The 12,461-nt window shown below is 74.0% G+C and carries 9 protein-coding genes; 5 read left to right on the forward strand and 4 right to left on the reverse strand.

Features of this window, described 5'->3' with window-relative positions; all coding sequences use genetic code 11:
- Nucleotides 1-3 precede the first annotated feature (3 nt).
- Nucleotides 4-3,141: a nitrate- and nitrite sensing domain-containing protein gene (locus AB0I16_RS28055; protein WP_363252390.1), complete on the reverse strand. Its 3,138-nt coding sequence runs from the start codon at nucleotides 3,139-3,141 to the stop codon at nucleotides 4-6.
- A gap of 355 nt (nucleotides 3,142-3,496) precedes the next feature.
- On the opposite strand from AB0I16_RS28055, the gene AB0I16_RS28060 reads away from it, so the two are divergent.
- A complete protein-coding gene (locus tag AB0I16_RS28060; RefSeq protein ID WP_363252391.1) occupies nucleotides 3,497-4,342 on the forward strand; it encodes a hypothetical protein in 846 nt (281 codons plus the stop codon).
- A gap of 50 nt (nucleotides 4,343-4,392) precedes the next feature.
- On the opposite strand, the gene AB0I16_RS28065 is transcribed toward AB0I16_RS28060, so the two are convergent.
- Nucleotides 4,393-4,881 (reverse strand): MarR family transcriptional regulator, encoded by a 489-nt coding sequence (locus tag AB0I16_RS28065; protein ID WP_363252392.1) that lies wholly within the window; start codon nucleotides 4,879-4,881, stop codon nucleotides 4,393-4,395.
- A gap of 269 nt (nucleotides 4,882-5,150) precedes the next feature.
- Here AB0I16_RS28065 and AB0I16_RS28070 point away from each other — a divergent pair, with 269 nt between their 5' ends.
- A complete protein-coding gene (locus AB0I16_RS28070) occupies nucleotides 5,151-5,984 on the forward strand; it encodes a lysozyme (RefSeq protein WP_363252393.1) in 834 nt (277 codons plus the stop codon).
- Nucleotides 5,985-6,043: 59 nt separating this feature from the next.
- On the opposite strand, the gene lon is transcribed toward AB0I16_RS28070, so the two are convergent.
- Nucleotides 6,044-8,464: an endopeptidase La gene (gene lon, locus AB0I16_RS28075; RefSeq protein ID WP_363252394.1), complete on the reverse strand. Its 2,421-nt coding sequence runs from the start codon at nucleotides 8,462-8,464 to the stop codon at nucleotides 6,044-6,046.
- A gap of 197 nt (nucleotides 8,465-8,661) precedes the next feature.
- Between lon and AB0I16_RS28080 the strand changes: the two genes are divergently transcribed.
- Complete coding sequence (locus AB0I16_RS28080; protein ID WP_363252395.1) at nucleotides 8,662-9,678, forward strand: methyltransferase; 1,017 nt, start codon at nucleotides 8,662-8,664, stop codon at nucleotides 9,676-9,678.
- On the opposite strand, the gene AB0I16_RS28085 is transcribed toward AB0I16_RS28080, so the two are convergent.
- Nucleotides 9,564-10,328, reverse strand: a complete 765-nt coding sequence (locus AB0I16_RS28085; protein WP_363252428.1) for a rhomboid-like protein — start codon at nucleotides 10,326-10,328, stop codon at nucleotides 9,564-9,566. The genes AB0I16_RS28080 and AB0I16_RS28085 overlap by 115 nt on opposite strands.
- A 596-nt stretch (nucleotides 10,329-10,924) precedes the next feature.
- Here AB0I16_RS28085 and AB0I16_RS28090 point away from each other — a divergent pair.
- Entirely contained in the window at nucleotides 10,925-11,623 is a 699-nt protein-coding gene (locus tag AB0I16_RS28090) for a spermidine synthase (RefSeq protein ID WP_363252396.1), read from the forward strand.
- A 66-nt stretch (nucleotides 11,624-11,689) separates the two neighbouring features.
- Nucleotides 11,690-12,430 (forward strand): response regulator transcription factor, encoded by a 741-nt coding sequence (locus AB0I16_RS28095; protein ID WP_062782102.1) that lies wholly within the window; start codon nucleotides 11,690-11,692, stop codon nucleotides 12,428-12,430.
- Nucleotides 12,431-12,461 lie beyond the last annotated feature (31 nt).

Raw genomic sequence — 12,461 nt, forward strand, 5'->3', positions numbered from 1 at the left:
CAGTCAACTGCTTGCCTCCTCGACTGAGTCCCCCATTACGTCTGCGGCTTTTGCGTTCTTTTCGTTACCTTGCGTCGGTTCGTCGTGCCGCGTTCGGTCGGACGCGGCCGGCGTCTCGGTCGGCTCTTCCCCCGCGATCTCGGCCTCCACGTCCCTGCGGCCGCTCTTCGCGCCCTGGTGGAAGCCGCCGAGGCGGCGGCGGAGCGCCGCCGCGTCCACGGAGCCGCCGCGCGGCTTCGGCACGGCGGTGGCCGGGGGCGCGGTGATCTTGGGCGTGCGCTTGGGCAGGCCCTTGTCGGTGACGCGCTCCCACTTGGGCGGCCGGGGGGCCGCTCGGGGCTCGGGTTCGGCCTCGGGTGCGTGTTCGGGGGCGGGCCCGGGCCGCGGGTCCGCCTCCGGGGCGCGGGGCGGCACGAGCTCCATGGTCGTCTCGGGCGAGGACTCGGGGGCGGGCGCCCGGCGGGGCCCGGGCGCGGGCGCGGCTTCGGGCTCCGCCGCCTCGGAGGCGGTCTCCGGCCCGTCGGCATCGGGCCCGTCGGCATCGGGCCCGTCCGCTGCGGGCCCGTCCGCTGCGGGCCCGTCCGCTGCGGGCCCGTCCGCTGCGGGCCCGTCCGCTGCGGGCCCGTCCGCTGCGGGCCCCTCCGTGTCGGGCCCGTCCGCGTCGGCGCGCGGCTCCGACTCCGGCTCGGGCTCGGGCTCCGGCTTCGGCTCCGGCGCGGCGGTCGAAGGTGTCGGGAGTGCCGTCTCCAGGGTCCGCTCGGCCGCCGCGATCAGCGGGTCGGCGCCGTCCTCCGCGACGGCCGCGAGCCGGCCGGGGATGACGTTGGAGTTGGCCTCCGCCTCCGACCCCGGCAGATGGACGACGCTCTCCCCGGCCGCGCCGGGACCGGCCGCCGGGCCGGAAGCGCCCGCCAGGTCCGGCGGAGCGGCGAGGATCGACTTCGGCAGCACCACGACCGCCGCCGTGCCGCCCTGCTTCTGCTCCCGCAGCCGCACCCGGACCCCGTGCCGCGCGGCGAGCCGCGCCACGACGTAGAGGCCGAGCCCGAGGCCGTCGCCGCTCTCCTGGTCGTGGGCGTCGTCCGGGTCGAAGTCCGTCAGGCGGGCGTTCAGCTCGCGCAGGCGGTCCTCGGTGACGCCGATGCCCTCGTCCTGCACGGAGAGCATGACCTCGCCGTTCTCCAGGAGCCAGCCGGAGACCTCGACGGCCGCGTCCGGCGGCGAGAACGAGGTCGCGTTCTCCAGGAGTTCGGCGGTGAGGTGGCTGATGTCGTCCGCCGCGAAGCCCGCGATGTGGGCGTGCGGCGGCAGCGTGGCGATGCGGACGCGTTCGTACCGCTCGATCTCGGAGACGGCGGCGCGCACCACGTCGACCAGCGGGACCGCGCCGGGGTGCTGGTGGCCGTGCTCGGCGCCCGCGAGGACCAGCAGGTTCTCGCTGTGGCGGCGCATGACCGTGGCGAAGTGGTCGAGCTTGAAGAGCGTCGCGAGGCGCTCCGGGTCCTGCTCGCGGTCCTCCAGGTCCTCGATGACGGCGAGCTGGCGCTCGACCAGGCCCAGGGTGCGCAGGGCCAGGTTCACGAACGTGCCGTGGATGGACCGGCGCACGCGCTCCAGGTGCGCGGAGGCCTCGGCGAGTTCGGCGCGCAGCGCCTCGCGCTCGTCGGCCATGGCCCGGCGCTTGCCGATGAGGTGCTTGCGGTCCGCTTCGAGCGTGGTCAGCCGCTCGGTGAGCGCGGCCGCGTGGCCGTGCAGGGCGTTGACGGAGCGTACGACCTGGGCGAACTCGTCGTCGCGGCCGGTGAAACGAATCGGCTCCTGTGGCGCCGGCTCGGTGGCGAGGCGGGCCGAGCCGAGGCGCAGGACGGCGAGCGGCCTGGTCAGCGAGCGGGCCATGGCCATGGAGACGCCGACGGCGGCGAGCAGGCACACGCCGATGAGCGCGACCCGGATCTCCAGGGCGGTGACGTCGTCGTCGCGGAGGGCCGCGAGGTCCTTGGTGCGCTCGACGCCGAGGGCGGACTCGGTGCCGCGCATCAGCTCGATGCGGGCGGAGAGGGCCGCGTCGAGCTTCTTGGGGTCGTAGCGCAGCTCGGCGTCGGACAGCTCGGGCCGGTCGGTGAGGCGCTTGAGGTACTTCTCCGCGGCGTCGACGTCGGAGCCCGTGACGGTGGACTCGTACGTGGAGCGCGCGGGGTCGTCGGCGGTGTCCGAGAAGTCGGCGAGGGCCGCCTGTTCCCGGGTGTGGGAACGCTGGGCGGCGGCGGTGAGCTCGTCGCGCTCCTCGGCGGCCTCCGGCGACTCCTCGGTGGCGGTGCCCGGCAGTCCCGTGACGGGGTCGACGGGGGGCGTCGTGGAGTCCGGGCGCGGCACGGCGAGGGCGGCCAGGAGCAGGCCCCGGGTGGCGGCGGCCTGCTCGACGGCGTGGTCGAGGTCGACGAGGGCGAGAGCGCCCCTGTTGGCCTCGGGAGGCAGCCGCTCGGCCAGGTCGCGGGTGAGGCCGTGCAGTTCGATGATGACCTTCGTGTACGCCTCGTGGGCGTCGAGGGCGCTGCTCTTGCCGGTGAGCGCGGCCCTGCGGACGGCGGCGACGTCGGCGAGGTCGTCGCGGAGCCCCGCGGGGGCGTCGGCTCCCCGCAGCTCGTCGATCTGCCGGTCCACGCGGGCGCTGCGGCTCTCGGAGAGGCCCTTGCCCTCGGGGCGGCCCGCGGCGATGAAGGACGTGACCTCGTCGCGCTCGTCGGCGAGGGAGTGGCCGAGGGAGACCGCCTGCTGCGTCCGCTCGGCGAGGGTCACCAGGCCCTGCGTGTCGTTCAGCCGGTCGGAGGCGGCGATGACGGCGGGCGCGCCCGCTCCCGCGATCGCGGCGGCCACGACCGCCACCGCGACGACCAGCCGGTTGCGCACCCGGGCGGTGGGCCGCCTGGTGACGTCGGCCGCCGCGGACGTGCCCCCGGCGGGCGCCTTGGGCGCGGGCTCGGCGGCGGGAGGCCGCGACACCTCGTCAGCCTCCGTCACGGGGTCCGTGGCGGTGCGCTCCGGCGCATGCCCGGTCGGGTCGGTCGCGTCCGGCGTGGTCCCTTCCGGGGCCGTCTGCCTGCCTTTGCGCCGAGGCCGCATCTTCTGCACCGGTGCTCGCATTCCTGTTCTCGGCTGACCTGGGCCCGGGTGACGGTGTGTCGACACGAGCGCGCCCCAGGTACGGCTCCAGACCATTCCAGTGCCCTTGGGTGGCGGACGCGCATCGTCTGCCTGGCCACCCGAAGGAGTGAACATCGGCGAGGAGTTGGCGGGCAAGTCCTCGCGGGGCCGCCACGGGGCCCTCGCGGGGCGCCGGTTGGACGTCGCCGGGCGGCTTTGGCAGTATTCGCCGCCACACCTCGGCGGAGTTGATCATTCCGGCCCAATTCCGGCGTGTGACCTGCTGGTACGGGCCCATACGCGCGCCCGCCCCGCCACCGGACGGCGTGGTGAAGACCTCGTGCAGACTGGCCGGATGCGCATCGAACTCGCCACCGAGCCCGGAGCCCCCGCACGCCCCAACGAGGACTACGCGTCGGTAGCGCTTCCCGCGTCCGGGCAGGGCGGATCGCTCGTCCTCCTGGACGGCGTGACGCCGCCCGAGGGGCCGGTGGGCTGTGCGCATTCCGTTCCCTGGTTCACCGCGCGGCTGGGTGGCGCGCTGGGTGAACTGTCCGTTTCGCGACGAGATCTGACGCTCCCTGAGGTGGTGGCCGGAGCCATCACGCGTACCGCCGAAGCGCATGGTTCAACCTGTGACCTTTCTCACCCACGGACCCCTCAGGCCACGGTGGTGCTCGTGCGGTGGGACGCCGAGCGCGTCGAGCATCTGGTCCTCTCCGACTCGGCGCTCCTGCTCGCCGGCGCCGACGGCGCGGTGACCGCCGTCCTCGACCGCCGCCTCGCCGAACTGCCGCCCGCGGTCCGGGCGCTGCGCGACGAGGTGCGTGCCCTGCCGCGCGGCTCGGCCGAGCGCGAGGCGGCGGGCCGCGTGTACGGGGCGGCCGTCGAGGCCCTGCGCAACGCCGACGGCGGCTTCCACACCGCCGCGGCCGACCCCTCGGCGGCCCTGCGCGCGGTCACCGGCGAGACGCCGCGGGCGGAGGTCGCGGCGGTGGCCGCGCTGACCGACGGGGCCTCGCGGTGGGTGGAGACGTTCCGTGCGGGCGACTGGGCCGACTGCCTGGCGCTCGTCCGCAAGGAGGGCCCGCGGCGCCTGGTCGAGCGGGTCAGGGAGCTGGAGCGCGCCGACCCCGACCGCCTCGCCTTCCCGCGCGGCAAGCGCCACGACGACGCCGCGGTCGTCTACGCGGAACTCTGAGCGCGCGGGCCGCCGCCCGCCCCGCCCGGCCGGGGTGATGACACCGGCCCTCAGCCCTCGGCGCTGCTGTTGAGCTGGCCGAGCAGCCGGGCGAGCTCGGCGACCTCGGCGCGGTCCCAGTCCTGGAGGCGGCGCACGTACTGGGCGCGGCGGGCGGCGCGCACCGTGCGGAAGCGGGTGCGGCCGTCGGGGGTGAGCCGGATCAGCCAGGCGCGGCCGTCCGCCGGGTCGGGCTCGCGGGAGACGAGGCCCAGCTCCTCCAGGGCCCTGAGCTGGCGGCTCATGGTGGCCTTGCCGACGCCGATGAACGCGGCCAGGTCGGTGGCCCGCTGCGGTCCTCCGTCGTCGAGACAGACCAGCAGGCCGTACGCGGCGGGCTCCAGGTCGGGGTGGACCTGGCGCGCCATCTCGCCGGACGAGGCCCGTGCCCGGCGCATCAGGAGCGTCAACTCCCGCTCCAGGGAGAGGAACTCGCGGTCCGCCCCCGGTTCGGCGGACGCGCGGTCCCCGCCCGTCACGTCCTCTTCTGCAGCACCCATGTCCCGCTTTCCCGATTCTGAAAGTTTCCGCCGGAAGGCTTCCCCGCCGCGGCCGTGGCGGCAGCGGCCTGACCAGTATTTCGCAAGGTCGGAACCGTGCGGCTCCGGTGCCGCCGTCACAGGAGTGGACCAACGGCAGCGGCTTGACCCTCTTCCCTGGCGACGGTCTACGTGCGTAGCTTTCAAGTGACATGTTCACACCAGGCGAGAGCCCGTGGCATGTCGGCAGGTCCCCACCGAGCACCACCGAGGCCATCGGAGGCACGCACATGCCCGTGCACAGACCCGGATCGGCCCGCCGCTCGCGCTTGTCGCCGGCGGGGGTACTCCTCGCAGCACTCTCCGCACTCTCCCTCCTCCTGACGCTCCCCACGGCGGCCCGGGCGGACGACGTCCCGCCGCGCGGCTCCGCCCGCCTCGGCCAGGGCGTCATCGAGCACGACGGCCAGGGCGGCCGTCCCTCGGGCGGCGACGCCACCCAGACCGAGGGCGTCGACGTGAGCAGCCACCAGGGCAACGTCGCCTGGCAGACCCTGTGGAACAGCGGCGTGAAGTGGGCCTACGTCAAGGCCACCGAGAGCACCTCGTACGAGAACCCCTACTTCGCCCAGCAGTACAACGGCTCGTACAACGTGGGCATGATCCGCGGCGCCTACCACTTCGCCACGCCCGACACCTCCAGCGGCGCCGCCCAGGCCAACTACTTCGCGAGCAACGGCGGGGGCTGGTCGCGGGACGGGAGGACGCTGCCGGGCGCCCTCGACATCGAGTGGAACCCGTACGGGGCGGCCTGCTTCGGCAAGTCGCAGTCCGCCATGGTGAGCTGGATACGCGACTTCCTCACCACGTACAAGGCGCGCACCGGGCGCGACGCGGTGATCTACACCGCGACGAGCTGGTGGAAGCAGTGCACCGGCAACTACAGCGGCTTCGGCGCGAGCAACCCGCTGTGGATCGCCCGCTACAACACCAGCCCGGGTGAGCTGCCGGCCGGCTGGGGCTTCCACACCATGTGGCAGTACACCTCGTCGGGGCCGACGGTCGGCGACCACAACAAGTTCAACGGCGCCCTCGACCGGGTCAGGGCGCTCGCCAACGGCTGAGCACGCGGCGGTGGCCGGTCCCCGGGGGTCCGGGGGCCGGCCACCACCGCGCCAGTGCCTCAGGCCGCCACGGCGACCTTGACCTCGGCCTCCGTGAGCGCCAGTTCGAGCACCTGGCGCACATCGGTGACCGCGTGCACGTCGAGCTTTTCGAGGATCTCGGCGGGCACGTCGTCCAGGTCCGCCTCGTTCCGCTTCGGGATGATCACCGTGGTGATCCCGGCGCGCTGCGCGGCGAGCAGCTTCTGCTTGACGCCGCCGATCGGCAGCACCCGGCCGGTCAGCGAGAGCTCACCGGTCATCGCCACGTCCGGACGGACCTGGCGGCCGCTGAGCAGCGAGGCGAGGGCCGTCGTCATCGTGATGCCCGCGCTCGGCCCGTCCTTGGGGACCGCGCCCGCCGGGAAGTGGATGTGCACGCCCCGGTCCTTCAGGTCGCCCACGGGCAGCTCCAGCTCGGCACCGTGCGAGCGCAGGAAGCTCAGCGCGATCCGCGCCGACTCCTTCATCACGTCACCGAGCTGCCCCGTGAGGGTGAGCCCCGACGCGCCGGTCTCCGGGTCGGCGAGCGAGGCCTCCACGTAGAGGACGTCGCCGCCCGCGCCGGTGACGGCGAGCCCGGTCGCCACGCCCGGCACGGCGGTGCGGCGCTCGGCCGGGTCCTGGGCGGACTCGGGCACGTGGTGCGGGCGCCCGATCAGGCCGCGCAGGTCGGCGTCCGTGACGGTGAAGGGCAGCTCCCGCTCCCCCAGTTCGTGCTGGGCCGCGACCTTGCGGAGCAGCCGTGCCACGGAGCGCTCCAGGTTGCGCACGCCCGCCTCGCGCGTGTACTCGCCGGCGAGCTTGCGCAACGCGCTCTCGTCGAGGACCACCTCGTCCTTGTCGAGGCCCGCCCGCTCCAGCTGGCGCGGGAGCAGGTGGTCGCGGGCGATGACGACCTTCTCGTCCTCGGTGTAGCCGTCGAGCCTGACCAGCTCCATGCGGTCGAGCAGCGCCTCGGGGATGGCTTCGAGGACGTTGGCCGTGGCGAGGAAGACGACGTCGCTCAGGTCCAGCTCGACCTCCAGGTAGTGGTCCCTGAAGGTGTGGTTCTGGGCCGGGTCGAGCACTTCGAGGAGGGCGGCGGCCGGGTCGCCCCGGAAGTCCGAGCCCACCTTGTCGATCTCGTCGAGGAGCACGACCGGGTTCATGGAACCGGCCTCCTTGACGGCCCGCACGATGCGTCCGGGCAGCGCCCCCACGTACGTACGGCGGTGGCCGCGGATCTCCGCCTCGTCGCGTACGCCGCCGAGCGCGACCCGCACGAACTTGCGGCCCATGGCGTGTGCGACGGACTCGCCGAGCGAGGTCTTGCCGACGCCGGGCGGGCCCACGAGGGCAAGCACGGCACCGCCGCGGCGGCCCCCGACGACCCCGAGGCCGCGGTCGGAGCGGCGCTTGCGCACCGCGAGGTACTCGGTGATGCGCTCCTTCACGTCCTGGAGCCCGGCGTGCTCGGCGTCGAGGACCTCCCGGGCGCCCCTGATGTCGTACTGGTCCTCGGTGCGCTCGTTCCACGGCAGTTCGAGGACGGTGTCGAGCCACGTCCTGATCCAGGAGCCCTCGGGTGACTGGTCGCTCGCGCGCTCCAGCTTGTCGACCTCCTTGAGGGCGGCCTCGCGGACCTTCTCCGGCAGGTCGGCGGCCTCGACGCGGGCGCGGTAGTCGTCGGACTCCTCGGCCGCGTCCTTGCCGTCGCCGTTGAGCTCGCGCAGCTCCTTGCGTACGGCGTCCAGCTGGCGCCGCAGCAGGAACTCGCGCTGCTGCTTGTCCACGCCCTCCTGGACGTCCTTGGCGATGGACTCGGCGACGTCCTGTTCGGCGAGGTGCTCGCGCAGCTGCTCGGTGGCGAGCCTGAGACGGGCGACCGCGTCCTCGGTCTCCAGGAGCCTGATCTTCTGCTGGGTGGTGAGGAACGGCGAGTAGCCGGAGTTGTCGGCGAGGGCGGAGACGTCGTCGATCTGCGTGACGCGGTCGACGACCTGCCAGGCGCCGCGCTTCTTCAGCCAGCTCGTGGCCAGCGCCTTGTGCTCCTTGACCAGCTCGGTGACGGCGCCGGGCAGCGGCTCCGGCACGGAGTCGTCGACCTTCTGGCCCTCGACCCACAGGGCGGCGCCGGGGCCGGTCGTCCCGGCGCCGATGCGCACGCGGCTCCGGCCGCGGATCAGCGCGCCCGGGTCGCCGTCGGAGAGCCGCCCGACCTGCTCGACGGTGCCGAGCACGCCGGTGGCGGCGTACGTCCCGTCGATGCGCGGAACAAGCAGCACCTTCGGCTTGCTGTCGCCCTCGGAGCGCGCGGCGGCCTGCGCGGCCTCCACAGCGGCGCGCACGTCGGCGTCGGACAGGTCGAACGGGACCACCATGCCGGGCAGGACCACCTCGTCGTCGAGCGGCAGCACAGGCAGAGTGAGCGGTGTGTACGAGGTGGACTCAGTAGCCATGATCTCCCCTTCGGCATTCAAGTTGAGCTGTACCGACTCAATGCTTATGAGCGCCCCGATGTTCCCCAAGCGGTGTTCGCTCTGAGCGATCAGCCGAATCCGGCCGGGCCGCACCACCACACCTCTGTACGAATCGGCCTTCCGCCGGGACGGTGGACCCCCGGCCCGCACGCCCGACCCGTACGGAGGAGCCCCGCGTGGACACACCCGAGACCCAGGACGTCACCGGCCGGCTCGTCGAGCACGCGCTCGGCCACCTCTTCTCCGCGGCCCTGCGCACCGCCGCGCGCTGCCGGGTGGCCGACCTCCTCGCGGCCGGCCCGCGCACCGCGCGCGAACTGGCCGGGCCGACCGGCACCGACGCCGGGCACCTGCGGCGCGTCCTGCGCTACCTCGCCACGCGCGGCGTCTTCCACGAGGACCGGGCGGGCGCCTTCCACCTGACGCCGGTCAGTCAGGCGCTGCGCACGGACGTGCCGGACTCGCAGCACGCGGCGGTCCTGATGCTGACCGACCCGACGTTCCAGCGGACCTCGGCTGCCCTTGAGGACACGGTGCGCAAGGCGGGCCCGTCCTTCGAGCGGCTCCTCGGCGAGCCGTTCTTCGCCCACCTGGCCGGGGACCCGGAGCTGCGGGAGGTCTTCGACTCGGGGATGGCGTCGCTCTCGGCGCGTATCGACGCGGTGGTCGCGGGGACGTACCCGTTCCCCGCACAGGGGCGCGTGGTCGACGTCGGCGGCGGGCGCGGCGGCCTGCTCCTCGCGGTCCTGCGCGGGCACCCCGGCCTCACCGGGGTGCTCCTCGACCAGACACCCGCGATCAGCACGCACGTCCTGAGCGGCGAGGAAGCGGTGCGTGGCCGGTGGAGCGCCGAGTCGGGCGACTTCTTCACCGAGGTGCCCGGGGGCGGCGACGTCTACGTCCTCAAGCACGTCCTGCACGACTGGCCCGACGACGGCTGCCTGCGCGTCCTGCGCAACTGCCGGGCGGCGATGGCTCCCGGCGCCCGCGTCGTCATCGTCGAGTCCGTGCTCCCCGAGGGCGACGCCCCGCACCCCGGCAAGGCCATGGACCTCGCCATGGCCGCAGTGATCAACGGTCAGGAGCGCACGCGGGAGGAGTTCGCCGCGCTGCTCTCGGCGGCGGAGCTGAGGCTGACGCGGGTGCTGCCGACGGCGGCGTACCCCTCGGTCGTCGAGGCGGTGGCGGCGTGACGTGAGCGGCGGGCGCGCCGCAGCAGGGGCCAGGTGGCGACACCGACGGCGAGGGCGAGCAGGTGGCCCCAGTTGGTCATCGGGTCCGCGAAGGCGATCAGGTCGTCCACCAGGACCCAGCCGAAGCCGGCGAGGGCGGTCCGTCCCGCCCAGCGCGGCAGCAGCCCCGCGAGCGCCCCGACGCTGGCGGCCACGCCGAAGCTGATCCCGTAGTCCAGGCGGTGCAGCGAGCTGTCGGGCAGGTGCCCCGCGAGGACCGAGAGCCCCACCGGGACCTCCGTGGCGAGCGTGGCGACGACGTGGCCGAGCAGGAAGACGCCGGCCGTGCGCAGGCCGCCGATGCGGCGTTCGAGCGCGGTCAGGACCAGCAGGAAGCCGATCGCGTACGGAGAGGTGATCCCGCCCGCGATCCACAGGGCGCTGGCGACCAGGACGAGGGTGGGGTCGTGCACCAGGTGGGCGACGTCGGTGCTGGAACCGCGGAGCAGCGAGGAGACGAGCTGCGGGTCCGCGTACCGGGCGACGAGCGAGGTGACGGCGAGGACGAGCGCGTACCCGAAGGTGAAGGGCGTGCTCCGGGGGCCGGGCAGCAGCTTCCCGACGCGGAGCGCGCGCCGGGCGCGGAGGCGCGCGACACCGCCCCCGGACAACGCCCACGCCCGCGCCCACACCTTCACGCCCGGCCTCACGGCCCGCCGCCCCCGCCCGCACAAACTCCCGACCCCGGGACCCTGCTCACGCGGACCTCCGGCCCCGGGCCCCTGCTCACGCGGACCTCCGGCCCGGTGGCTCTGCTCGCACGGGCTCGCGGTCTCGTGATCCCGCTCGCTCGGACCCCCGGCCCGGTCACCCGGTTCACACGCGCTCGCGGCCCCGTCGCCCTGCTCGCGCGGACCTCCGGTCCCGAAGCCCCGCTCGGGCGGGTCTCCAGCCCCGTAGTCCCGCTCGCGCGGGCTCCCCGCCCCGGGGCCCTGCTCACGCGGGCCTCCGGTCCCGGAGCCCTGCTGGGTCGGGATCGCGTTCAGAGCGGTTCGCTCCGGCTTTCCGCGTGCGGGGGCGGCGTCCGGGGGATCGACGCTCTGGTTCACGGGTCAGGGGCTCCTTCCGGCGGTCCCGTCCCACCCTTGGCTCTTTTTCGCGCGGCTGTCTATGACCGACGCCACGTGCGACGCGATTCACAGCAACCCCAGAGGCGACTTCCGCGTTGTCCTCGTGCCCACGGGGAGCCTTCCCTACGCTGAGCGCCATGCTGACCGACACCACCGCCCCCGTCGTCCTCGACCGGCGCGAGGGCCCGTACGGCGAGGTCGTGCTGCGGCGCCACGGTGAGCTGCTGCAGATCATCGCCAACGGCTGTTTCCTGATGGACACCTCCGACGGCCGCTCCGAGCGGCTGCTCGTCGACGCGGCGCGCGACGCCCTCGACGACAGGCCCGCGCCCAGCGTCCTGATCGGCGGGCTCGGCGTCGGGTTCTCCCTGGTCCACGCCGCGGCCGACCCCCGCTGGGGCCGCGTCACCGTCGTCGAGCGCGAGGCGGCCATCATCGACTGGCACCGCGAGGGACCGCTCGCCGCGATCTCCCGCGCGGCGCTCGCGGACTCGCGTACGCGAATTCTTCACACGGACCTCGTGACCTACGTCTCCGAGGGCGCGGAGCCCGGCGGCGGGCCCGCCGAGACGTACGACGCGCTCTGCCTCGACATCGACAACGGCCCCGACTGGACGGTCACGGAGGGCAACAACTCCCTTTACTCCCCTGCCGGTCTGGCCGCCTGCAAAGCCCGGCTCACCCCCGGCGGAGTGCTCGCCGTATGGTCCGCGAGACCCTCGTCCACTTTCGACGAAGCTCTACGGAATGCCGGGTTCCGTCAGGTAACCACCCAAGAGATCCCCGTTGCCCGAGGCGTCCCCGACGTGGTGCATCTCGGCGTCAGGGCTGCGTAGCCGAGGCCCCTCCGCGCCCCGTACGCTGCTGACCGAACACAAGCGATCAGTGTCAAGGGGCGGGCGATGGAGCAGACACACACCTCCCAGAACGGCGCGACGGCGGCGACGCCGGGCGCCCAGCGCCGGGTGCTGGTGGTCGAGGACGACCCGACGATCGTCGACGCCATCGCGGCCCGGCTGCGCGCCGAGGGTTTCGTGGTGCAAACGGCGGTGGACGGCCCCTCGGCCGTCGACACCGCCCAGGCATGGCAGCCTGACCTGCTGATCCTCGACATCATGCTGCCCGGCTTCGACGGCCTGGAGGTGTGCCGCCGGGTCCAGGCCCAGCGCCCCGTCCCGGTCCTCATGCTCACCGCGCGCGACGACGAGACGGACATGCTGGTCGGGCTGGGCGTGGGCGCGGACGACTACATGACCAAGCCGTTCTCCATGCGGGAGCTCGCGGCCCGCGTGCACGTCCTGCTGCGCAGGGTCGAGCGGGCCGCGCTCGCCGCCACCACGCCCCGCAGCGGCATCCTGCGCCTGGGCGAGCTGGAGATCGACCACGCCCAGCGGCGTGTGCGGGTGCGCAGCGAGGACGTCCACCTGACGCCCACGGAGTTCGACCTGCTCGTCTGCCTGGCCAACACCCCCCGCGCGGTCCTCTCCCGCGAGCAGCTCCTCGCCGAGGTCTGGGACTGGGCCGACGCGTCCGGCACACGTACGGTCGACAGCCACATCAAGGCGCTGCGCCGCAAGATCGGGGCCGAGCGCATCCGGACCGTGCACGGCGTGGGCTACGCCCTTGAGACCCCCACGCCGTGAGGCCGGCCTCGCCGTGAGCGGGCCCTTCGGA

It is taken from the genome of Streptomyces sp. NPDC050703, from assembly GCF_040654435.1.
Lineage (GTDB): Bacteria > Actinomycetota > Actinomycetes > Streptomycetales > Streptomycetaceae > Streptomyces.

Bases quoted from the DNA above. Each gene is read 5' to 3' on its own strand.
- lon (WP_363252394.1), bottom strand. From the start codon at position 8,464: ATGGCTACTGAGTCCACCTCGTACACACCGCTCACTCTGCCTGTGCTG.
- AB0I16_RS28095 (WP_062782102.1), top strand. From the start codon at position 11,690: ATGGAGCAGACACACACCTCCCAGAACGGCGCGACGGCGGCGACGCCG.
- AB0I16_RS28060 (WP_363252391.1), top strand. From the start codon at position 3,497: ATGCGCATCGAACTCGCCACCGAGCCCGGAGCCCCCGCACGCCCCAAC.
- AB0I16_RS28070 (WP_363252393.1), top strand. From the start codon at position 5,151: ATGCCCGTGCACAGACCCGGATCGGCCCGCCGCTCGCGCTTGTCGCCG.
- AB0I16_RS28065 (WP_363252392.1), bottom strand. From the start codon at position 4,881: ATGGGTGCTGCAGAAGAGGACGTGACGGGCGGGGACCGCGCGTCCGCC.
- AB0I16_RS28090 (WP_363252396.1), top strand. From the start codon at position 10,925: ATGCTGACCGACACCACCGCCCCCGTCGTCCTCGACCGGCGCGAGGGC.
- AB0I16_RS28055 (WP_363252390.1), bottom strand. From the start codon at position 3,141: ATGCGAGCACCGGTGCAGAAGATGCGGCCTCGGCGCAAAGGCAGGCAG.